The sequence below is a fragment of the Acinetobacter sp. 231_lipA genome (assembly GCF_058243005.1).
Genome location: NZ_JBZAYU010000001.1, coordinates 420,425 through 443,164, shown reverse-complemented (window position 1 = coordinate 443,164; position 22,740 = coordinate 420,425). Strand labels below are relative to the sequence as shown.

Annotated in this window: 23 protein-coding genes and 1 tRNA gene; 17 read left to right on the top strand and 7 right to left on the bottom strand. The window is 41.6% G+C overall.

All coding sequences use genetic code 11. The features are described 5' to 3' along the window. Positions 1-98: 98 nt before the first annotated feature. Both AC4CUX_RS02310 and AC4CUX_RS02305 read left to right on the top strand, forming a co-directional pair. Positions 99-692, top strand: coding sequence for a DUF4112 domain-containing protein (locus AC4CUX_RS02310; RefSeq protein ID WP_178928310.1), 594 nt, complete (start codon positions 99-101; stop codon positions 690-692). A gap of 6 nt (positions 693-698) precedes the next feature. After that, positions 699-1,064 carry a bleomycin resistance protein gene (locus AC4CUX_RS02305; RefSeq protein ID WP_490792146.1) on the top strand — a complete coding sequence of 122 codons (366 nt, stop codon included), beginning with the start codon at positions 699-701 and terminating at the stop codon, positions 1,062-1,064. Positions 1,065-1,136: 72 nt separating this feature from the next. Here AC4CUX_RS02305 and htpX read toward each other — a convergent pair whose 3' ends face one another. Continuing rightward, on the bottom strand, positions 1,137-2,042 hold the full coding sequence (htpX, locus tag AC4CUX_RS02300) for a protease HtpX (protein ID WP_004982663.1): 906 nt from the start codon (positions 2,040-2,042) through the stop codon (positions 1,137-1,139). Between the two features lie 117 nt (positions 2,043-2,159). Continuing rightward, complete coding sequence (locus AC4CUX_RS02295) at positions 2,160-3,032, bottom strand: lytic transglycosylase domain-containing protein (RefSeq protein WP_490792145.1); 873 nt, start codon at positions 3,030-3,032, stop codon at positions 2,160-2,162. Between the two features lie 501 nt (positions 3,033-3,533). Between AC4CUX_RS02295 and ttcA the strand changes: the two genes are divergently transcribed. Both ttcA and AC4CUX_RS02285 read left to right on the top strand, forming a co-directional pair. Then, positions 3,534-4,457, top strand: a complete 924-nt coding sequence (gene ttcA, locus AC4CUX_RS02290; RefSeq protein ID WP_004695645.1) for a tRNA 2-thiocytidine(32) synthetase TtcA — start codon at positions 3,534-3,536, stop codon at positions 4,455-4,457. A 227-nt stretch (positions 4,458-4,684) separates the two neighbouring features. Further along, on the top strand, positions 4,685-5,068 hold the full coding sequence (locus AC4CUX_RS02285; protein ID WP_004695646.1) for an SCP2 sterol-binding domain-containing protein: 384 nt from the start codon (positions 4,685-4,687) through the stop codon (positions 5,066-5,068). Between the two features lie 67 nt (positions 5,069-5,135). Here the strand turns inward: AC4CUX_RS02285 and AC4CUX_RS02280 are convergent, their stop codons facing one another. After that, positions 5,136-6,248: an MltF family protein gene (locus tag AC4CUX_RS02280; protein ID WP_078388608.1), complete on the bottom strand. Its 1,113-nt coding sequence runs from the start codon at positions 6,246-6,248 to the stop codon at positions 5,136-5,138. A 365-nt stretch (positions 6,249-6,613) separates the two neighbouring features. Here AC4CUX_RS02280 and greB point away from each other — a divergent pair, with 365 nt between their 5' ends. The 4 genes from greB to AC4CUX_RS02260 all read left to right on the top strand — a co-directional run bounded on the left by greB (position 6,614) and on the right by AC4CUX_RS02260 (position 9,332). Beyond that, the gene (gene greB / locus AC4CUX_RS02275; protein WP_004695648.1) at positions 6,614-7,108 is read left to right on the top strand and encodes a transcription elongation factor GreB; all 495 of its coding nucleotides are present in this window, start codon (positions 6,614-6,616) and stop codon (positions 7,106-7,108) included. Positions 7,109-7,197: 89 nt separating this feature from the next. Further along, a tRNA-Ser gene (locus AC4CUX_RS02270) sits at positions 7,198-7,287 on the top strand. Between the two features lie 564 nt (positions 7,288-7,851). Continuing rightward, positions 7,852-8,430 (top strand): TetR/AcrR family transcriptional regulator, encoded by a 579-nt coding sequence (locus AC4CUX_RS02265; RefSeq protein ID WP_490792613.1) that lies wholly within the window; start codon positions 7,852-7,854, stop codon positions 8,428-8,430. Beyond that, positions 8,427-9,332 carry a DMT family transporter gene (locus tag AC4CUX_RS02260; RefSeq protein WP_490792144.1) on the top strand — a complete coding sequence of 302 codons (906 nt, stop codon included), beginning with the start codon at positions 8,427-8,429 and terminating at the stop codon, positions 9,330-9,332. The genes AC4CUX_RS02265 and AC4CUX_RS02260 overlap by 4 nt, the downstream gene beginning before the upstream one ends. Before the next feature lie 122 nt (positions 9,333-9,454). On the opposite strand, the gene AC4CUX_RS02255 is transcribed toward AC4CUX_RS02260, so the two are convergent. After that, the gene (locus AC4CUX_RS02255) at positions 9,455-10,603 is read right to left on the bottom strand and encodes an acetyltransferase domain-containing protein (protein ID WP_490792143.1); all 1,149 of its coding nucleotides are present in this window, start codon (positions 10,601-10,603) and stop codon (positions 9,455-9,457) included. Between the two features lie 170 nt (positions 10,604-10,773). Here AC4CUX_RS02255 and AC4CUX_RS02250 point away from each other — a divergent pair, with 170 nt between their 5' ends. The 3 genes from AC4CUX_RS02250 to AC4CUX_RS02240 all read left to right on the top strand — a co-directional run bounded on the left by AC4CUX_RS02250 (position 10,774) and on the right by AC4CUX_RS02240 (position 12,807). Continuing rightward, complete coding sequence (locus AC4CUX_RS02250) at positions 10,774-11,406, top strand: TetR/AcrR family transcriptional regulator (RefSeq protein ID WP_234950536.1); 633 nt, start codon at positions 10,774-10,776, stop codon at positions 11,404-11,406. 3 nt (positions 11,407-11,409) lie between these two features. Continuing rightward, a complete protein-coding gene (locus tag AC4CUX_RS02245) occupies positions 11,410-12,387 on the top strand; it encodes a zinc-binding dehydrogenase (protein ID WP_490792142.1) in 978 nt (325 codons plus the stop codon). Between the two features lie 66 nt (positions 12,388-12,453). Further along, positions 12,454-12,807: a DUF1304 domain-containing protein gene (locus tag AC4CUX_RS02240; protein WP_125273248.1), complete on the top strand. Its 354-nt coding sequence runs from the start codon at positions 12,454-12,456 to the stop codon at positions 12,805-12,807. 79 nt (positions 12,808-12,886) lie between these two features. On the opposite strand, the gene AC4CUX_RS02235 is transcribed toward AC4CUX_RS02240, so the two are convergent. From AC4CUX_RS02235 to AC4CUX_RS02225, 3 genes are all read right to left on the bottom strand, one after another. Then, positions 12,887-13,582: a pirin family protein gene (locus AC4CUX_RS02235; protein ID WP_490792141.1), complete on the bottom strand. Its 696-nt coding sequence runs from the start codon at positions 13,580-13,582 to the stop codon at positions 12,887-12,889. A 122-nt stretch (positions 13,583-13,704) separates the two neighbouring features. Further along, positions 13,705-14,766 carry a hypothetical protein gene (locus tag AC4CUX_RS02230; protein ID WP_490792140.1) on the bottom strand — a complete coding sequence of 354 codons (1,062 nt, stop codon included), beginning with the start codon at positions 14,764-14,766 and terminating at the stop codon, positions 13,705-13,707. Positions 14,767-14,848: 82 nt separating this feature from the next. Further along, positions 14,849-16,090 (bottom strand): L,D-transpeptidase family protein, encoded by a 1,242-nt coding sequence (locus AC4CUX_RS02225; RefSeq protein ID WP_490792139.1) that lies wholly within the window; start codon positions 16,088-16,090, stop codon positions 14,849-14,851. A gap of 202 nt (positions 16,091-16,292) precedes the next feature. Here AC4CUX_RS02225 and hemE point away from each other — a divergent pair, with 202 nt between their 5' ends. The 6 genes from hemE to AC4CUX_RS02195 all read left to right on the top strand — a co-directional run bounded on the left by hemE (position 16,293) and on the right by AC4CUX_RS02195 (position 22,723). Next, entirely contained in the window at positions 16,293-17,363 is a 1,071-nt protein-coding gene (hemE, locus tag AC4CUX_RS02220; RefSeq protein WP_004695668.1) for a uroporphyrinogen decarboxylase, read from the top strand. A 36-nt stretch (positions 17,364-17,399) separates the two neighbouring features. Further along, positions 17,400-18,197: a DUF817 family protein gene (locus tag AC4CUX_RS02215; protein ID WP_490792612.1), complete on the top strand. Its 798-nt coding sequence runs from the start codon at positions 17,400-17,402 to the stop codon at positions 18,195-18,197. Positions 18,198-18,341: 144 nt separating this feature from the next. Further along, a complete protein-coding gene (locus tag AC4CUX_RS02210) occupies positions 18,342-18,812 on the top strand; it encodes a DUF3015 family protein (protein WP_490792138.1) in 471 nt (156 codons plus the stop codon). An 82-nt stretch (positions 18,813-18,894) separates the two neighbouring features. Next, complete coding sequence (locus AC4CUX_RS02205) at positions 18,895-19,509, top strand: IS607 family transposase (RefSeq protein WP_005402019.1); 615 nt, start codon at positions 18,895-18,897, stop codon at positions 19,507-19,509. Continuing rightward, positions 19,506-20,660 carry an RNA-guided endonuclease InsQ/TnpB family protein gene (locus tag AC4CUX_RS02200; protein WP_005402020.1) on the top strand — a complete coding sequence of 385 codons (1,155 nt, stop codon included), beginning with the start codon at positions 19,506-19,508 and terminating at the stop codon, positions 20,658-20,660. The genes AC4CUX_RS02205 and AC4CUX_RS02200 overlap by 4 nt, the downstream gene beginning before the upstream one ends. 179 nt (positions 20,661-20,839) lie before the next feature. Next, positions 20,840-22,723, top strand: coding sequence for an Lnb N-terminal periplasmic domain-containing protein (locus AC4CUX_RS02195; RefSeq protein ID WP_490792137.1), 1,884 nt, complete (start codon positions 20,840-20,842; stop codon positions 22,721-22,723). Positions 22,724-22,740 lie beyond the last annotated feature (17 nt).

The window sequence follows — 22,740 nt, the reverse complement described above, 5'->3', positions numbered from 1 at the left end:
TCAGCACAAAGTTAGCACAGAAAAAAGTCATGAAAACCAGCATAATTCAGTGGTTTTATGATGTTAATGTGGTTGAAATGATGGAGGTCAGTAACAACATGCCTGAACCCTTAGAACAAAAAAAAATGAGCCAGCAAGAGGTCATTCGTTTAGAGCGTGATTTGGCCAAATATGCCAATATGATGGATTCTGTGGTGCGTATCCCATTCACTAAGCAGGGAGTCGGTGCTGATGCTGCATTGAGTACTGTTCCGATTGCTGGGGATATCGCAGGTTTTGCCCTAACGTGTTATGCCATTTATAAAGCCAAGCAAATTGGCGTGCCGCAAGAGAAATTGAGCCCTGTATTGAAGCTGGCTATGATTGACGCTGTGGTCGGTTTTATCCCAGTGTTAGGAACATTGTTTGATATTTTTATACGTCCGAGTCGTAAAGCACTGGATGTGGTTCATGATCATATTCGGGAAGAATACCAAATCCATTCAGAGCATCATGTGACTCATCCTTTTCTTCATGAAAAATTGGAAAAGAAACAGCAACAGTCCGCATTTTGGCGAAATCCAGTAGTGGCATGGCTTTGGCTACACATTCCCGATTTGTTTGGCCTGATCTTTTTAGTGTGTTTTATGGGCTTATTGTGGTGGGGTGGCAGTGTGATGTGGCATTGGTTACAGGGACTAAACTTAGGATAGCCGCTGATGAAATTTGAAGGTCAATTTACGGCGAATTTGCCAGCGATTGATTTAGCGCGCACCGCTTCATTTTACCAAGGCTTGGGCTTTAATCTGGTGTATCAGTCCCCCGAGTGGATGATTATGCGTTTGGGTGAAATGACACTGGAATTTTTCCATCATCCGCATTTAGATCCAAATAGTTCATGGCATAGTGCCTGTATTCGCGTAGCGGAAATTCAATCCTATTATGAATACTGGTCTAAAGTGAATTGGTCGTTGTGGGAAATTGCCCGTATGAGCGATATTCAGAATTTTGATGAGATCCGCCAGTTTTGCATCATTGACCCAAATGGCAGTTTATTACGCTGTATCGAAGTGACGATTGAATAAAAATGTTCTGTTATGCAGAGTCACAAAAAAGCCTCCAAGTGGAGGCTTTTTAAAATCTTGTGAACGAATTGTTTATGGACAATCGAGCTGTTGTAAAGCAGCAACACGTTGTTCAATCGTCGGGTGGGTTTGGAACAATGCGGCTAAACTAAAGCCTTGTTCTTGACCCGCCGCGATAGCAAACGCTTTCATTTCTTTAGGCATCGCATCTGGAAGTTGTGACTCCGCTTGTAAGCGTAACAAGGCTGAAATCATTGCTTGTTTGCCTGCAAGACGCGCGCCTGCTTCATCTGCACGATATTCGCGGTAGCGGGAGAACCACATCACGATTGCAGAAGCTAAAATACCAAAGACAATATCAAGCACGATGGTAATGGCAAAATAAGCTAAACCTGGTGCTTCACCTTCTTCACGACCAAAGACATTACGGTCAATGAAATCACCTGCGACACGTGCAAAGAACATCACAAAGGCGTTCACGACACCTTGAACGAGCGCCAAAGTCACCATGTCACCATTGGCAACGTGACCAATTTCGTGAGCCAAGACTGCACGAAGCTCGTCTTTATTCATACGCTCAAGTAAGCCGGTAGAAACTGCAACTAATGCATCGTTCTTGTTCCAACCTGTAGCAAAAGCATTAGATTGGTAAGACGGGAAAATACCGACTTCTGGCATTTTAATACCAGAACGTTGCGCCAATTGAGCGACTTCTTGTAACAACCATGCTTCTGCTTGGTTGCGCGGGGCATTTGGGTCAATTAACTCTGTACCAGTTGTTTTCTTCGCCATCCATTTTGACATGAATAGAGAAATCATTGAGCCAACCATACCAAAGACAAAACAGATAACCAGTAGGTTACCTAGATTTAAGCCACCCGCGCCATGGTAACTACCGACACCGAAGAGTGACAAGATAATGCCAGCTACAACCAGTACCGCGAGGTTGGTTAGCAAGAACAAACCAATCCGCATCATTGAGAAAATCCTCTTATAATAAAAAAATAATCTGATTTATAAATCGAAAATCATTGATCTCAATATGAGGTGAAACTCTTCAAAATTCAAGAAAAAATAATAAAACTGCTATAAAAATTATTCTGAAATTTGGATGCGGGCAGAGGCGGTTGCATTGGCCGTGGCATAGGAACCCGGCGCATCGGTAAAACTGCCATCGGCTGCGAGGATAATTTGGCGTGAAGGTGCGCTACGACTCACACTGAGTTGTGTGCTTGGAGAAGAGTCTGCATCATAATGTGCAGATTGGGCAATGACTTGAGCATTGGCTGGTGTGCTATTTGAGCCTGCAGAAATGTTAATCCCGCCCGCATATAGATTGCTATAACGGCTACTCACGCGGCGAACATAGTCTTGAGTTTCACGGAAGGGTGGAATGCCGCCGTACTTTTGTACATTGCCTTCGCCAGCATTGTAGCCTGCAAGCGCGAGGCTGGTGTTGCCGTTGAAGCGTTTCATCAGCCATGCCAAATACTTGGCACCTGCATTTATGTTCTGCTGTGGATCATATGCATTAGAGACATTAAAGCGCCGTGCTGTCGCAGGCATGAGTTGCATAAGCCCCTGAGCCCCAACAGGTGAGCGTGCATTGACATTAAAGCCTGATTCGGTATGCATGACCGCTTTAATTAAACCTTCAGAAACCCCGTGGGTTTGAGCCGCTTGGCGAATAATGTGGTCAAAAGCATTTTTGTTGCGACTATAACTGGGCAACACGGAGGACTCAGAAGACCCCCAGTTACTATAACTGTGGATATTACTGTCTGGATAATAGGTTTTCTTTTCGACTTTTAAGTTGCTATAACGACTTTGTTTATTGGTTAACAAGGTCGTGCCGTTGGAATCTCTCAATTGGTAGATGGTTTGACCCGCGTGACAATCTAGTGCCATGAACGAAATCGTCATACACCCCAAAACGTAAAAACGACTCAAAAGCAGCTTATTTTTCATTATCTATTATTAATCGTAAAAAAATCGATTTCAGTGACTAGAAATGAGTTTAGCAAAAAAAGAACCGTCTGAAACTATTTTAAGTTCAAAAATCCATGTCTTTGTAAAAATCAAGTCAAATTGTTGAGCAAGTAATCAAAAAAAATAATTAATTTATTTTTAATGAGGATTGCTTGACTGGGTTAAGTTATTGAAATTTAATAGTAAATAAATTGATCAAAAAATGATCAATTTAAATAGAAGCCTTAAAGAGTGGGGGGAACACCCTGTCAAGTCGATTAGAATCCACAAAGTTATCCCCAGCTTTTGTGGAAAAATGTGGAAAAGTCCAAAACATAAGCAGTTCAGCTAAAATATGAACGCAATCGTTCAAAGTTAAACCGATTTCAATACATGAATATGACAGCAATGACAATTCATGAGAATTTACATTCTTTAGGTGCGAGATGGCTGTGAATCGGATAAAATTGCGCGGTATTTTTTTTAAGGTTTAACTCGTCTATGTTCTCGCCAGTTGAGTCCAATCAGGGATTTAATTTTAAACCAGAACTACCCACTAGCTCTGCGTATTATCGTCTGTTGAAAAAGTTACGCCGTCAGGTAGGTCATGCCATTCGCGATTTTAAAATGATCGAAGAAGGCGATAAAGTGATGGTCTGCATTTCCGGTGGTAAGGACAGTTATACCTTGCTCGATATTATGTTGCAGTTTAAACGCATTGCACCGATCAATTTTGATGTGGTGGCTGTGAATTTGGACCAGAAGCAACCCGGTTTCCCTGAGGACGTGTTACCACGTTATTTAGAAGAGAATAATATTCCCTACTATATCTTAGAAAAAGACACCTACAGCATCACCAAACGTTTAACGCCTGAAGGCAAAACCTACTGTGCAGTTTGTTCACGCTTACGCCGTGGCTCTTTATACGGCTTTGCGCAAGAAATTGGCGCGACCAAAGTAGCATTGGGGCATCATCGTGATGATATCTTGGCGACTTTCTTCTTAAATTTATTCCATGGCGGCAGCTTAAAGGCGATGCCTCCTAAATTGTTATCGTCAGATAAAAAGAACATCTTGATTCGCCCACTGGCTTATGTGGAAGAAAAAGACATCATTAAATATGCTGAAATGCGTCAGTTCCCGATTATTCCGTGTAACTTGTGCGGTTCTCAGGAAAATCTGCAACGTGCCATGTTAAATGACATGTTGCGTGAGTGGGATAAAGCACATCCAAAGCGTCTACACAGTATTTTTGGCGCCTTGCAGAATGTTTCGCCATCGCAGCTGGCAGACCGTGAGTTATTCGACTTTGAAGCGTTAGATAGCGAACGTGAATTCGACTTTAAAGGTGAAAGTTGTTCAACGGAAGATGAACCAGAGAACAAACGCATTAACATGGTTAATCTTGGCTTTGCAGCAGACTAATTTTGTCAGTTAAGCCAATGCAAAACACCAATCAATGATTGGTGTTTTTTTTATGTGGATGATTTTGATAAACTTTGTATAAGAAATATAAAATATGAACGGTACGTACAAAAAACTTTAGGCACATGTAGGATATACATGCTATAACAATCTCCGAGCATATTTAGCTTCACAATGATGCCGTCTGGATAGGCAGCACACAACGAACAAAGAATTGAGGAAACATCATGCCTGCTTTTTTAACTGATGATTGGTTTTCAACTGTAGAAACATTAACTGCTCAAGCGGGGAATCTGAACCTGCCGCCAGCACTTGCGAATCTTGCAATTAACTTAGTTGTTGCTGACAATGCGGGTAATACCGAATTATCTTTAGATGGCGGCGCAATTAAAAAAGGCTTGTCTTCAAACGCGAAAACAACCTTGAACATGGATGCTGAAACACTACGTAAAGTGTTCCTTGAGTTTGATATGGCTGCAGCAATGCAAGCGTTCATGACGGGTAAAATAAAAGTTCAAGGTGATATGTCACAGTTGATGGCATTGCAAACAGCGAAGCCAAGCCAAGAGCAAAAAGATTTATTTAAGAAAGTGCTTGAGCAAACAGCTTAAGTGTTCTGAAATAAAAAAAGCTTACCTTTATAGGTAAGCTTTTTTTTATGCCGATAGAGAGGATCTTTTAGATATTGACCAACTGCGGCGTGGTTTTAATGTGCTCAAGATAAGCTCGGATACGCGTCACATACTGAAGTGCTTGGCGGTAGCGACCATTCTTCGCTTGGTTATGCTCTAAGTAAGCATACAAATTGAGCCAGTTATTTGGGTCTTTACCTTGTGCCTGAATGCGTTTTTGAATCTGATTCACCGCACCCGGTCCCATATTGTACGCAACCAGTGCATACCAGTTCCGGTCAGGAAAGGGGATATCATCATAGCGACTCAGCATTTGGTCGTAGTACTTGGCACCACCTTGAATGCTTTGCGCTGGATCGGTACGGTTACTCACACCCATGGCTTTGGCTGTGCTATTGGTCAACATCATCAAACCACGAACACCCGTGGGAGAAATGGAGTTCGGTTTAAGATAAGACTCTTGATAACCAATCGCTGCCAATAAGTGCCAATCTAAATCGTACTTTTGCGCTGTGCTTTTAAAACTGGCCTTATAGATTGGCATACGCTGACGCAAATCGCGTTGAATCGTATTCCAGTTTTCAGGCTTCACGACATTACGGTTGTAAAAAGAGGCCAATTGACCAATTGAACCAGATTGTTTACCACGGCAGACAAATCCGCTCGCCGTTTGCGTTAATGGATCATTCGCATGTTTAAATACCCAGTTCAGCTCAGTATTGAGGCCATTTTTACGTAAAACGTTTAAATCACCACAAGTTGCAGAAAAGGTTGCGAGACTTTTTTGTTCAATCGTTTGAACACTTGCCGTCGTCATTGCAAAATTTGCTTTGCCCTGTGCTACCCATTTCAGTGCTGTAGCATTATCGGGGACGGTTTTGAAGTCTAGCTTTACATTTAAGCTGTCTGCATAGTTACGTGCAAGGTCATAACCAAAACCATGCAAATGCTGACCATCTTTAAAAACGGTCGTTGGGTTTTCCACTGAAACGACAGTCAATTTATTATGATTGACGACGTTATCATACTGGTAGGTCTTACTTGCATTAATACTATGAAATGGAATTAACAAAGTACTTAAAGCAAGGGCTTTCAACGGGAGAGAGAAAGTTAATGAATTAAGGCAAAGCCTCGATCCAGAAGTTGAACTACTGTGCATGTTGTCTCCGCTACAAGTAATTTATGCCCTAGAACGCAAAGGCAAAAACATGCCTTAAAACGAGTTCAAGTTGTCTAAATTCAATAAGAGGTTGGGCATTCATGACGTCATTCAAAATGACATGGGATTAAGAAGATTATGTAGAAAAACTACATAGATTAAAAAATAGGCAACTAATTTAAGATGTGCGCATAATATATAGCAATTTTAAAAGTGTCAAATTTTGTGCAATATTTTTTTGAAAAATGTAACATAACAATTTAATTTAATTCAGGAATTTATTTTATAAACTTCTGTTGTGAAGAAATAAGGGATAAAATAATCCTTTGTTGTAAATCAATAAGCGGATTTAGACGGCATTCATCATGAAATCAAACTTAATTACACGTGCAGGTCACGACAAATTGGTGGCGGAATTAAAGCAGCTTTGGCATGAAGAACGCCCTGAAATTACCAAGAAAGTAAACTGGGCGGCGAGCCTTGGCGACCGTAGTGAAAATGCGGATTATCAGTACAACAAACAGATCTTACGTAAGATTGATCGACGGGTTCGCTACTTGGGAAAACGCCTCGAAGAACTTCGTATTATCGACTTTTCTGAAGAGCAGGCTGGCAAGATTTATTTTGGCGCTTGGGTCGAAATTGAAAATGACGCAGGGGAACAAAAAACCTTACGCATCGTCGGAGTAGATGAAATTTACGATCATCACCCGCAGCACATCTCCATCGACTCGCCGATGGCACGTGCTTTACTGTCCAAACAAGTCGATGATGAAATTGAAGTGTTGACGCCAACTGGAAAAAAACACTGGTATGTCAATTCAATTCGTTATGACAGACCTGAAAGTTCAGAGAACTAAAAGATTTTGTTTTAATTTTAGCCACTTGGTGTGATTTTTGAAGAAAAGTATTTGCCAAGTAGATTGAATGTTTATATGATGTCGCCCATGGAAGCGTGGCAGAGCGGTTTAATGCACCGGTCTTGAAAACCGACGAGGGTGTGAGTCCTCCGTGAGTTCGAATCTCACCGCTTCCGCCAAATTATTTTTAAATACAAATTAAAATTAATCGATAACCCAAGTTTAAGTTGGGCCATTACGTCAAGTAGTGTGGGGCACACCACATAGATCGGCAGTGATCAAATTCTAAAAAAAGCAGTCAGACCTTCTCTTGCTGCTTTTTCTATTTAAGGCATTTAAGCCTTCTTTTATAACTATTCAATTATAGCTTGAGTTGCCCAACTCAATTCCTTTTAGATTCACTATTCGTTTCAGACAAGCAGTTATAGAGACTATGCAGTTGTACTGTATAGCAGTCATTTCTGTAGATCAGTTTTTTAATTTCATCTGAGTGGTTTTTAGCATCCTTCGTTTGGTTTATCTAGCAGCTCATTACCTATAAGTTGGAACTACATATGCCGTATAAAAGTATAGTGCGATTGTTCTGTTTCGCTTTTTACCCACCGCCATTGTAATGGGGTGATTGAAGGGTATTCTCCCGTTTTTGATTCATCTGATATTTCCTTCATTAAATAGGCAAAGGTGACTTGCATATTTTTACAGATTCTATAAATTAGGTAGATCGGTCTACTTAGTTGAGTATGATGAATACGAAAACCGCGAAACAGAAAATTTTAGATGCAGCCGCGATTTTGTTTTATAACGACGGCATTACCAGTACAGGGATTAATAGCATCACAGATAAGGCCAAAGTTGCCAAAATGTCCTTATATAATAATTTCCCGACTAAGGCTGACTTGATTACCTCTTATATAGAAGCACGGCATCAAGAGTGGTTAGATTTGTATGCGCTTCGAAACCAACAAGCCCATACTCCTATTGATAAAATTGTCGCGGTTTTTGAAGCCTATCAAGACCATGCCGAGTTTGCTTATGAAAAAGGTTTTCGGGGCTACGGTTTGTTGAATGCTGCTGCTGAGTTCCCAGCGCACAGCGCCGAACGTTTGGCTGTGAAAGCGCATAAGGATGAAATTGAAAACATTATCTCTACACAGCTTGCTCTTGTTATTTCGGACGCAGACAAGGTCAAACAAATGGCTTTGTTGTTGTCTTTTATTCTAGAGGGATCGATTGCGCGAGCAGGCTTGGAAAGCTCGAGTGAAAAAGTACAAGCTGCAACGGCGATGGTGAAAACACTTTTAACACAGGAAATCAGTACGTGAATCGGTCTGTTTCTGCGGTACCGAATTATGGTTTGATCGCGGTGCTGTTCGCTGCTTTTCTATGGGGAACGACGGGCACAGTCGCATCTTTTGCACCTAATTTGAGTCCTTTGGCTGTTGGCGCTGCCGCCATGGGCGGTGGTGGACTGTTGCAGGCACTTTTGGCACGAAAAAGTATTATCTACCATCTGGCACATATCAAAGCCAATGTTGTGATGCTCGGTGTAGGCGTAATTGCGGTTTTTATTTATCCTTTGGCCTTTTATTCATCGATGCATTATGCAGGCATCACGATTGGAACAGTCGTTTCGATTGGTACGGCACCTTTATTTACTGCACTTTTAGAAAGGGTGTTTGACCGAAAAGCACTTTCGATGACATGGCTGATGAGTTTCGTATTGGGAGTGACGGGCGTTGCGTTACTTTCTCTAGGGGAATCACATGCTGTAGCAACCACGGAGCATTTGTCCCAAAATCGACCAATGTTGGGTATTGCTTTAGGGGCGGTTGCGGGATTGACCTATGCTTTATATTCTTGGGCGGCAAAACGAATGATTGACCAAGGAATGGATGCAAAAGCATCTATGGGGCTCATCTTCGGACTTGGTTCTTTATTATTACTTCCGACTTTATGGATAACAGGTTCAAACTTGTTTGAAGAAAACATCAACCTTTATGTCGTGGGGTATATGATGTTGATCCCCATGTTTTTGGGCTATGTTTTATTTGGATATGGCTTAAAAACTGTGCCTGCGAGTAAAGCCATTACCTTGACCTTATTTGAACCTTTGGTTGCCGCTGTTTTTGCAATCCTGTTGGTGGGAGAACAACTTGCACCAATCGGCTGGATTGGGATGGTTTTAATTTCAATTTGCTTAGCATTGCAGACTAAAGCAAAGTAAATTTTTTGCTTCAGACATTCGTTGGCGCATAAAACATATTTGCCGGGTGTCGGGAAATTTGATGCCTAGTTGGACTAAGCATCAATCTTGTTTCAGTGAAATTGGCTATACACCTTAAATCCTTAGAGGTATTTAAGAATGCGAATGTGTTTGTTTTTATGTTTAAAAGCTGAGAATTTCAACATCAACGGATAGAGAGCCACAGTTAAAATAATCGAAATGAGCCAGAGGGTGGAGACATGATCGACGCCGAAGTATTCGCCATGGGTCGTGCCAAACAGTGTGACCGCAGTGAGATAGAGGGCTTTCAGCACATATAAGTGTACGATATAGAAGAACATCGGCACGGAACCAAAGACAATCAAGGGTTTGAGCCAAGGTTTACTTTCAACCTTTTGAAGTAACAATAACAGGATTAAACCTAGTCCGACATTCCACAAAATAAACAGCAGCGATGGCGGATACTTCGTCAAGTTTAAAAAACTCATAACGGTTTCAGTGCTGGTCGGCATGACTGACCATGCTTGGTCGCCATAGAGATTGATCATTCTTAAAACGATAAATAAGCTGATACTGGCCAGCCCGAAGCCTAACAAAATTTGATTTCTTTTTGCGACATCGTGTGTGCTGTTAAATACGGTATGACCGATGCAATAGCCGAGGGTAATCACCCCAATCCAAGGCAGTACTGGGTAGGAGGTTCTAAAGCGAAACAGATCTCCAAATTCGATCCAACCACGTTCATGTAAAATAAACCACAGATTTTGCAGGATCGGCATCTGCGAAAATGACACTTGATCCAGCGCATTATGTCCAAAAATAATGCTGAGACTGATCACCCAGAGCCATTTTTGCGATAGCCCAATCAAGCCTGCTAAAACCACCATACTGAGACCAATGGCCCAAATTACTTGTAAATAGATGACATCGGGCGGGAACTGTCCAGTCCAAGCGAAGTTGATAATGATCAGTTCGAGAAAAATCAGAAATAGACCGCGTTTGAGTAAAAATTCACGTGTCATTTGAGCGCTGTTGTTTTTTGCTTGGTAAAGATAAGCCGATAAGCCTGTTAATACCACAAAAACAGGTGCACATAAGTGAGCCAAGATCCGGCTAAAGAAAAGGGATTCTTCGGTTCCTGGAATCAGCATCGGGTCGGGGACTTGCTGGTGGAGATAAAAAGTTTCTCTGACATGATCGACCATCATAATCAGAATAACTAATCCTCTGAGGGCGTCAATTGCTTGTAAACGTTGTGAAGGTGTAGACATAAGATGAATTAAAAAACTAATGTTATGGTATAATGTAACATCTATTTCAATCATTTATATCTAAAATTTAATCAGTAAAATTTATATGTAATCCAATGGTTCGAGATGAAGTATCGAAAACATGCATTATTTTATAGACGACTGGTCTATTATTAATTTATAGTGTGGATATGAAACGATCAGATAAAAGTGAAGCAACACGACTACACATTTTAAATAGCAGTTTTCAACTGGTGTTACATAAAGGTTTTGTCGGAGTGGGCTTGCAGGAAATTCTAAAGAATTGTGATGTGCCAAAAGGTTCATTCTATTATTACTTTGCTTCGAAAGAGGCTTTCGGCTGTGCGCTACTCCAGCAGTATCTGGCCGATTATAAAGTCAAAATCGATCAGCTGATACAGCAAGAACAGCGAAGCGCCTATGCAAGTCTGATGGCACTTTGGCAAGCATGGATTGATAACTCATCACATATTGAAAGTGATGTTGAACATCATAGCGATGGGGGATGGGCAGAGAATTGTTTGATCGTCAAATTGGCAGCAGAAGTCTCAGATTTGTCTGAAGATATGCGTCAGATTTTGAACTTCGGGGTGCGTAAGTTAACAGAACGTATTTCGGGTCTAATCCAAGCCGGGCAGCAAGACGGTTCAATTCCAGCGCATATTGACGCTGAAAAGATGGCACAGACGATGTATCAACTGTGGTTGGGAGCAGCTTTATTGGCAAGACTGGCCCAAGATAAGCAGCCCCTTTACCTCGCTTTGGAAACCACCCAACAACTATTACAGCCGATAAAGGAATAGCAAATGCAAAGTATTATTCATCACCATTTTGGTGAACCTGTTGACGTCTTGGAAGCTGCGGATATGCCGCAACCTGAGCCGAAAGCGGGTGAAGTACGTATTAAAATGATTCTATCGCCAATGCATAACCATCACGTGTGGACAGTGCGTGGTAGTTATGGTTATAAACCCACACTGCCTGCAATTGGTGGCAGTGAAGCTGTGGGCGTGATTGATGCGCTTGGTGAGGGTGTACAAGGCGTATCGATAGGGCAGCGTGTAGCGGTTGCAGGAATTCATGGCAGTTGGGCTGAGTATTTTATTGCGCCAGCGCATGGCGTTGTGCCTTTAACTGATGCGATTGATGATGAAACGGCAGCGCAGTTGATTGGGATGCCGATCAGTGCACTGATGCTTTTAGATTTTATCGACTTACCAGCAGATTCGTGGTTGATTCAGAACACTGCCAATGGTGCGGTGGGTAAAACCGTGGCAATGATTGCAAAAGCGCGTGGTCAAAAGGTGATTCATTTGGTTCGCCGTACGGAGGCTGTAGCTGAAATGCAGGCCTTAGGCATTCAAAATGTGGTCGCAACAAACCAAGCCGATTGGAAAGAACAAGTCAAAGCGATTCATGCAGATCAGCCATTGATCGCGGGTGTAGACTCCATTGGTGGTCAGGCCAGTGGTGAAATGTTAGCTTTGCTGAGTGAAAATAGTCTATTGGTTTCATTTGGCAGCATGACGGGTGAGACCATGCAGATTTCTTCGGGAGATCTGATTTTTAAACAAGCCACAGTTAAAGGTTTTTGGGCGAGTGTGGTGAATAAGCAATTGTCTGCTGAACGCAAAAAAGTGTTAATTGTGGAGTTATTGACGCTTGCTGCACAGAAAAAATTACTGCTGCCTGTTGAAGGTATCTTCAGCTTTGCACAAATTAAAGATGCTGCACTGAAAGCGACGCAAGGCGCACGTCAGGGTAAAGTACTTTTGAAACCCTAATAGTTTCGACTTAGATCAGCTGTGAAGCTGATCTAGCATCATTCATCAAAAATAAGGATAAAGCGTATGATGGGACAAATTTTGATTGCTTTAATTGCACTGTTGCATGTGTATATTTTAGTTTTAGAGATGTTTTTATGGGATAAGCCATATGGCTTAAAGGCCTTTGGCAATACGCCTGAAAAAGCACAACTGACCAAAGTTATGGCGCAAAATCAAGGCTTATACAATGGTTTCTTGGCCGCAGGTCTATTTTGGGCGTTATGTGCACCCGAAACTTATGCACTGCCACTGGCCAATTTCTTTTTAGGCTGCGTTTTGGTTGCAGGGATTTATGGTGGCCTGACCGCCAGTAAGAAAATTATCTACATCCAAGCCTTACCTGCGGCTGTGGCGTTACTTGTGGTGAATTTTCTCTAAGCCAAGAGAAAAAATTGCTTGAGTTCTACATTAAAAAAGCCAACGTCGAGACGTTGGTTTTTTTAATGTGAGTGATGACTTATTTGACTTCAGGCAAATCAAACCAAATCACTTGTGCATCTTCTAAAGCTTTAATGTCGTTTGCTTCTAAGAACGCAATCGCGTCACCTGCATGAAGAGTATGTTCTGCAACTTGGATAGAACCTGAAATTACATGCACATAGTTAATATGCTGTGTAGCTTTAACTTGTAGCATTTGATCTTTTTCAATAACAGCTGTTTTGACTTCGGCATCTTGACGGATATGCATTGCAGCATTGTCATTTGGACCACAGATCACATGCCATTGATTTGGCTGCTCATGTGGATCAAGACGAATCTGCTGATAGGTTGGTGCTGCATCTCTTTGATTTGGGGTAATCCAAATTTGTAGTAAATGTACCGGCTCATCACCCTGATTCATTTCACTGTGCTGTACACCCGTACCTGCACTCATCAGTTGCCATTCACCTGCAGAAATACCACCATGGTTGCCCATGCTGTCTTTATGGGTGATGGTGCCTTTGATCACACAGGTTAAGATTTCCATATTGTCATGGCGGTGTTGACCAAAACCTTGATGACCCGCGATCACGTCGTCATTGATGACACGTAAAGCACTTACGCCCATATATTTAGGGTTATACCAACTACCAAAAGAAAAGCTGTGTTTCGACTCTAGCCAGCCGATATTGACATGACCACGGTCTTGACTGCGATGAATGAATGCATCCATTTTAAACTCCAATCTTATTTTTAATCTATGGAGTAATTCTAGCGTTTTATATTTATCGCTAAAATAGTGAATTTGCAATGTTGCGTTTCAATATTGGAATGATTAAACACAACATTGCAGCCTTAGTTTAAATCACAATACCGTACGCGGAAATCTTTCCAGACGTAGTTTTTGCCCTGCGCATATTCAGCTAAAAATTGTTGATGTAGCTTCGGCTGCTGTTGCATCCAGTCATTGCCCCATTTCACACCGAGTGGAGCCGCTTTGTCCTTAAAAACAAAATAGTCATCAAGGCAAGTACTGCTTTCAACGGAGAGTGGTACATTTTGATCATCGAGATAATTTTCATAATTAATAGAGTTCGGTGAATTCTTTAAGAACACTTTGTCACTGGCGGTGAGCAGAATTTTTTGTTCAAAGTGCTTCAATTGACCTTGTTTGTATTCATAACGGGTTTCAATGTTATAAGGATGCACGGTTTGGTAGTCGCCCGGGGACTTGGTACTGTATTCAAGTATTGCATTATTATAATCTGATAAGTCTTCATCCCATTTGGGGCCAAAACTCATTCCATCTTCAATGATTGGAGCCACAAATTGCACGCGGTGGAGCTGTTTGCCATTCGTGTCGATTTCAATAATTTCATAGCTGTATCGGTAGCGATTGTTGGCATAGATGGCGTTCATGGCCGCATTGGCTTTTAACTCTGTAGGAGTATAGGCATAGCGAGTACGAAAAATCAGTGCGAGATGCTTCGCGACGGGCATAATCGAAAACAGCTCATGATCTTTGACTGTATTGTCGAGTTGAGGCTGTAGGGTGATTTTTTCTCGATTTTCAGCATAAGCCTCGCCTATTGAAAAAACTGCCGAGTGGGGCTGGTTTAAATAAAGTAGTTTAGGCTTTGCTCCTGTTCGAATCGCGTAATAGTGAATCGGAGATTTGCCTGCGATGACATAATAGCGTGCATTCAAAAGTGGATCTCTGAGGCTATCTTGCTCTGGAATGTATTGCGGATGACGGATTTTTTCATGATCATCCAGACTGTCGAATGGATTGTCAGATTCCACCACATAAGCAGAAGCATCCACGCTGGTCACTATTTCTTCATCTAATTCGGCAAAGCTATAAGTTGAGAAAGATAGTAAGCAGGCCACGGGCAGTATTATTTTTAAAGCATTCATCGTCATTTTTATATTGTTGTAATTGAAAAAAAGGTGCTCTCAAGAGAACACCTTTTATAGCGTAAATGCCTTAGAAAGCCAATTATTCTAAGAATTTAACCGTTACACCAGACTTCACTTTTTTGCCAAGATCATTGGCATCCCAGTTGGTCAAACGGATACAACCGTGTGATGCTGTCTTAGAAATAGCAGAAGGGTTTGGCGTACCATGAATACCAAATGATTTTTTGCTTAAACCAATCCAGATATTCCCTACAGGGCCATTTGGACCCGGTGGTAGAGAAAGTGGTTTTAAGTTTTTACCCTGTACAAAGTTACTTGGTGAGTAGCTATACCAAGGATTTGGCGCAACACCCGTAACTTTATAAGTACCCGTTGGAGACGGAGTGTCTGAGCTACCAATGGTTGCAGGGAAAGAACCAATCATTTGGTTACGGCTGTTAAATAAATACAACTGTTTTGCACCTTTGTGTGCAACAATCAAATGAATGTCTTCTGGCACTTCATTGCGGATATTGGCCACAATAATTTTTTCGCCCGCTTTTTTGAAGGTTGCTTTTGGATTTAACTTCTGCAAGAAGTCTTCATCCATATGGAACTTTTCACCCAACATTTCAGTCACGCGAGTGTAATACAAACCTTTCATTTTGGCTTGTAGTGCATAATCGCGTGGAATTGATGCAGCATAAGGACCTTTTAGGTCTGCTTCGGTAATGGTGTATTCAATAAATGCAGGCTTAGAACCTTGGCTTGCCAGTAAGGCATCCCAAGTTTCTTTGGTTAAGGTGCCTGTTGCTTTTAAACCACTCATTTGCTGGAACGAGGCAATGGCTTTGAGGGTATTTTTACCGCTCATGCCATCAATTGCACCCGGAGACGCATGTGCATTATTCAACATCACGTGAGCACGTGCATAGACAGGGAATTGGCCTTTACCAATGTTGTCAAACCATTCTGCACTGTTTAAACCATTTAATGTCCACGATGCTTTTGCTGCAGCAGAATTGGTCGTCGTGGTGGTCGGTGCAGTGGTGGTTTTGCTTGGTGCAGCACCAACGTCAGCTGTTTTATCTTCAGATTGTTCAAGTTGATCTAAAGTTTGCGAAGCTTGGTTTAAGTCTGCTTGTTCTTTTGCTGTAATTTGGCTATTTGCAACCGCAGTAGAAGCTGAAGCGACATCTGTTGCTAAAGGATCAATAGGATCTTGAACTGAAGTACCAATGATCTTTTTGGGCGTCAAAGGTTGTTCAGTAGTAGATGCAGCAAACGCTGTACCAGCAAGAATGCAACTTAAACTCATCGCGAGTATTGTGCGAACGAACATGTAATTCAACCTTAAGAATTATTCATTTACAAAGTAAAAACTAGTCAAGTATTACAGAAAAAAGATGGAGATGCAGTATTTGTTTTGTGTAAATATTCGTTTGCATCTTTGTCCTGATCGAATTTTAGTGTTATGAGAAGTTATTAAAAATTCGACCTTTTTGTTATGATGGTGAGCAAATTTAATTGAGATGGGAAAGTAAATGACGACGCTTAAAAATGATCGTTTTCTACGTGCTTTATTACGTGAACCTGTAGATACCACACCCGTCTGGATGATGCGTCAAGCAGGGCGTTATTTACCTGAATATCGTGCAACCCGTGCACAAGCGGGTGATTTCCTTTCGCTGTGTAAAAATAACGAATTTGCGTGTGAAGTAACTTTACAGCCTTTACGTCGTTATGAGCTCGACGCTGCCATTTTATTTTCAGATATTTTAACTGTACCCGATGCATTGGGTTTAGGGCTTTATTTTGAAGCTGGGGAAGGGCCTAAATTTCATAAAACGGTTCGTACTGAACAAGATGTGGCGAATTTACCTCAGTTTAATGCTGCATCTGATCTCGACTATGTGATGAATGCAGTCAAGACGATCCGTTCAGCGCTTGGCGGCCAAGTGCCATTAATTGGTTTTTCAGGCAGTCCTTGGACGCTAGCAACTTATATGGTTGAAGGCGGTTCAAGCAAAGATTTCCGTTTCACCAAACAAATGATGTATGCGCAACCTGAAGTTTTACATGCGCTGCTCGATCGTTTGGCTGATGCGGTGATTGACTATCTAAATGCGCAAATTGATGCAGGTGCTCAAGCCGTACAAATTTTTGACAGCTGGGGCGGGGCATTGGCACACCGTGAATATTTAGAATTTTCTTTAAAATACATGCAAAAAATTGTTGCAGGTTTAAAACGTGAAAATGAAGGACGTAAAGTACCTGTGATCTTATTCACCAAAGGTGGCGGTCAGTGGCTAGAGCCGATGGTGGCAACAGGAGCTGATGCTTTTGGTTTAGATTGGACGACGCCATTAAATGTAGCTCGTCAAACGGTGGCTGGCCGTGCGGCACTGCAAGGCAACTTAGACCCTGCAACATTATATGGTTCGCATGACACCATCGTGAAAGCCACTAAAGCCATGTTGGATGACGCTTATGCAGGCGGTGAGAAAACAGGTTATGTTGCAAACTTAGGTCACGGCATTACTCAGTGGGTTGACCCTGAAAACCCGAAAGCCTTTATTGATACTGTGCATGAATACAGTGCCAAATATCTCTAAGTTTCACAGCTTCAATTCAATTAGGATTCATGCGTGATCACGATTTTAAAATCATGTTTTGAGTTCTCATCTAAGGCAGCTTCGGCTGCCTTATTTGGGATATTGCTGTTATTGGCTTTTGCGTTCACAGCCAGTATGGGGGATCAGGAATATTTCGGCTTTTTCCGTTATGACTATCTATTGTTTTATGCCGTACTGATTCAGGTATGTCTACTGTATTTAAAACTTGAGTCTTGGACCGAAGCTAAAGTGATTGCATTATTTCATGTGATGGCAATGGTGATGGAAATCTTTTTGACCCATCCGCAAATTGCGTCTTGGCAGTATCCGCATCCCGCCGTGTTTAAAATTTTAACAGTGCCTTTGTTTGCAGGTTTTATGTATTCGGCTGTGGGTAGTTTTTTTGCGCGTTCATTACGTCTTTATCATGTTTCTTTTGAACACTTGCCCCGTTTCTCCGCCATGCTGACATTGGCGGTGTTGTCTTATATCAACTTTATGTCCAAATTTTTTGTTCCAGATATTCGTTATCTTTTGTTTGCGTGGAGCATAGTGCTGTTTTGGAAAACCAAGATTGGCTTTGAATTGCAGCAGCATCGTTTTCAACTGCCGATGTTACCCGTACTTTTACTGTTGGCCTTTATTATTTGGATTGCGGAAAATATCAGTACGTTTTACCAAATCTGGCTGTACCCAAGTCAAGTCGATGCATGGCATATGGTCGGTTGGGGCAAGTTGGGTTCTTGGTATTTATTGCTACTGCTCAGTCTGGTGTTGGTGTTAAAGATTTTAGGGAAACGAGACCTACGAGGCAGTTGGTTCTTATACCGCTAGCACATTTTTAAATATTCACTTCACTTTAGTATAAATTGTTTTGCGTTATGCGCTTGTTACCGCTATCTTACAAGGGTGTAGCTCAAAATACACACAATAGGCACAATAAAAATACTCGGAGATAATCGAGTCTGGAGAAACCTTATGTTGAAAAAAATAGCATTGGCTGCGGTTTTGGCTGTTGGTTCTACCGCTACATTTGCAGATAATGACGTCGGTTGTGGTATTGGTTCACAAATTTGGGCTGGCCAGTCTGGTAAAGTCGCTAAAATTTTAGCGGGTACAACCAATGGTCTTTTTGCTAACCAACTTTTCGGTATTACCTTTGGTACTTTAGGTTGTAGCGGTACAGGTACTGTGACTGCTCAGGCAGTAACATTTACCAACGAAAATGCGGAAGCATTGGCGCGTGATATGGCAGTTGGTGAGGGCGAAAGTCTAAATGTACTGGCTGAATTACTGAACATCCAGTCTGAAGATAAAGCACGTTTCTTTGAAGTGTCTAAACAAAACTTCGCAAAAATCTATTCAGCTGAAAACCAAGATGCGCTTCAAGTATTAGCATCTTTACAAGCAGTCATGGCAAAGGATAGCGTATTAAAAGCATACGTTTAATTGCACCATAAAACCCTGCCATTCAGGCAGGGTTTGTAACTGCTAATTGAAATCTACTTATTTCTATACTATTATATACAACATGAGTAAATATGTAAGCATTAGCGTTGCAGCTAAAACATTAGGTGTTTCCATTCAAACATTAAGGCGTTGGGATGAAGAAGGCACTTTGGTTGCAGATCGAACCCCTAAAAATCATAGACGATATGATCTGAGTAAGATCACGCCTGAGCAAATACACAAGCCCGATAGTCAACTTCAAAGGAAAACCATTGCATACGCAAGGGTATCGAGTCATGACCAAAAAGAAGATTTAATTCGACAGCAACAAGTTCTTGAAATGTACTGTGCAAATCAAGGTTGGACGTTTGAATTAATCTCCGATCTTGGTTCGGGTATGAACTATAGAAAAAAAGGCTTAAATAAGCTGCTAGAAGCAATCATGAATGATGAAATCGGACGTTTGGTTTTAACGCATAAAGATCGCTTATTGCGGTTTGGTGCTGAGTTGGTTTTTGCCTTATGTGAAGCTAAAAGCGTGGAGATCGTCATTCTTAATAAGGGTGAAAATTTGTCTTTTGAGGAAGAACTTGCTCAAGATGTTTTGGAAATCATTACAGTGTTTTCGGCAAGATTATATGGTAGTCGTAGTAAGAAAAACCAAAAGTTAATACAGGCAGTCAAAGACGCACTATGAGCCGATTCATACGAGGGCATGTAATCCAATTACTGCCAAATAATAAGCAAGCAAGTCATTTCGCTCAAGCGAGTGGTGTTGCTCGTTTGTCGTATAATTGGGCTTTAAAAGAATGGCAACGTCAATATAAAGCAGATAAGGAATATAGAGATCAGTGTGACTATTATGGCGTTCAGGTGGATAAAAAACTTCTAAATAAACCATCCGAAGCTAAAATAAGAAAGCACTTAAACTCGTTCAAGCGTGAGAAATACCCTTTCATGCTTAAAGTGACCAAATGTGCGCCACAACTTGCGATTAAGCAATTGGGTAGTTCATTTGATCGTTTTTTTAATGGTCAATCCAAATATCCAAAGCCTAGAAAAAAAGGCGTAGATGATCGCTTCTCATTATCAAATGACCAATTCAGCATTAAAGATAGAAAAATTAGTATCCCAAACTTGGGTTGGGTAAAAATGACTGAGGATTTGCGTTATCAAGGAAAAATATTATCAGCGAAAATATTTAAACAGGGTGGTAAGTGGTTTGCTTCGATTGCTGTTGAATTAAATCAGCCTGAGAAACTTCACCCCAAAACAGGTTTATCTGTTGGTATTGATTTAGGTGTTTCCAGTCTTGCCACTTTATCTAATGGCGAGGTTGTTCCATCAAGTGCGCCACTAAAGAAACAGCTTGCCAAGTTAAGACGACTTGCTAAGTCTTTTAGCCGTAAAAAGAAAGGTAGTCAAAACAGAGAAAAAGCGAAAACCAAGCTCTCTCGTTTGCACTACAAAATATCATGCTTGAGAAAAAACAATCTTCATCAAGTCACATCTGATTTAGTTAAGCGATTCGATCTGATTGCGATTGAGGATTTAAATGTGAAAGGTATGGTACAAAACCGTAAGCTCTCAAGAGCCATATCGGATATGGGCTTTTATGAGTTCAAGCGACAGTTGATTTACAAGGCTAAACAGCATGGCAAATCAATACTTTCTGTTGGACGATTCTTTCCAAGCAGCAAGATGTGTTCGAATTGTGGTGAATTAAACCAAAACCTGACACTTGCAATGCGTGAGTGGCGATGTTCATGTAACACCCTGCATCACAGGGATATTAATGCTGCCATCAATATTCTAAAACATGCAGATAAAGAATTGGTGGCTACATAAGCCACCAATGGCGGTGAGTTACACCGTGACAGCCTATGGAATTGAGGTAATCCCAAGCGCAATAGCAATTGGTTCTTGATGATGAAGTAGGAATTAAACATTAAACCCACGTAAGTAGGTTTAAGTAGGTTTTAAATAACGGTTTTTCATATCTAAAAAAGAAGAATAGCTAACACTGCATGAAATCTGTTGTCCTCCTCTTTAGTGTGCTATTCAGCACCAGCATCTTTGCTCAAGCACCTAGCTCAGCAGAGTTTTATATTGAAAAAGCACAGCAGCTGAAGCTAGCCTCAAATGTGACTTGGCAACGTTTGATGTATGCCAATGCTTCAGGACAAAGTGAAGTCACCTACCGTTCATTTTTTTATAGCGAACACGGACAAACTCAGCTCAAACAAGAGCTTGATGCCAATATTGCAGCACTTTTTACCCCAGCCGAAGCCAATCAATCGATTCAGTGTCGCTTTCCGGCACGTTCAAAATGGCTCATAGGACAACTTGATATTGAATCGAATCAACTGCCTAAAGCCTCATGTCCTGAGCTAGATGAGTGGCTTGGGCAAATTAAGCCGTATAAGGCGACTTTAATTTACGCCACGGACTTTATGGGCAATCCCAGTTCGATGTTTGGGCATACCCTGTTAAGGCTCGATCCTAAAGACCAAAAACAGCTGAACTTAGTCTCTTATGCAGTGAATTATGCAGCGACAGTGGCCAATAGCGATAGCTTTTCTTTTGCATGGAAGGGCTTAACCGGGCAGTACCCAGGTGAGTACTCACTCATGCCGTACTATCGAAAAGTGAAAGAATATGGTGATTTGGAAAGCCGTGATTTGTGGGAGTACGAGTTAGCCCTGACGCCAGAAGAAACCAAAACCATGGTTGAGCATATTTGGGAACTCAAGCATGTGCAATTTCCTTACTATTTTATCAGTGATAACTGTGCCTATCGTTTACTGGGTTTAATTGATTTGGTACGGCCAGAGGTCAACCTACAAAAACAATTTAAAACCGCTGCGATTCCTGTTGAGACTATTAAGGCGGTCGATGAAAACCATTTAATTGCAGAAAGTGTTTACCGTCCAGCTCTAGAAACTCAGTTGTTGGCACAAGTCAAACAACACGGACAAGCCTTGGCAGCGGCGGCGCATCAGGTTTCGCAACTTGAACCTGCTCAAATGCAAGATTATTTGAATCGCTATGCCTTGGTGGATCAGGCACGTATTTTAGAAATGGCCTATGACCATGTGTATTTACAGTTAATTGCACAAAAGATTGCGGCAGAAGACGCCCAACCGCGTATTCGACAACTGCTGGGTTTGCGGAGTCAGATTGATTTGGAAAAGCAACGTCAAGTGGTCGAAGCGCCAAAAGTAGATCCAGTAAAAGGTCATCAGGCGCGAACCATTCAGCTTGAAGCAGGTGAAATACAAGGTGACACTTATTTCCGACTGAGCCATCGTCAGGCCTATCATGACTTGATTGACCCGCAAGGCGGTTTTCGTTTGGGTACACAGCTTAAGTTTCTAGATGGTAGCCTCGAATACCGTGATGATCGATTAAAACTGCAAGAGCTGAATGTGCTGGAGGTCAATGCCTACAGTCCGCTGACTGCTTTTAAAACACCATTAAGCTGGGGTTTTAACATGGGTTGGCAACAAGAGGCACTAAATCGATATGGTGCATTTAGTGAACAGGATCAACACGGTGTATTCAATCTATCTAGTCAGTTTGGCTATAGTGTGGCAGATCAAGAGCGTCAACATTTATGCTATGCACAATTGCAAAATCATGTTCAAGCAGGCAAAGCTTTAGACCGAGGTTGGCGCGTGGGACTTGGGCCAACGGTAGGCTGCCAGAACATCTGGAGCGAACATATCAATAGTTTGGTACAGGTCGAGCTGCCATATTGGGAAGATAGCCATCAATGGCAAGTCAGACTGAATACTCAGTTGCAATATTTATTCAATCAGCAAAATGCCTTGAGGCTTCATTGGCAGTATCAACAGCAAAAAGGCAAAGATTGGGAACAGACGGGTTTGAGTTATATCCATTTCTTTTAGTTCGATCCTCTTTTCAA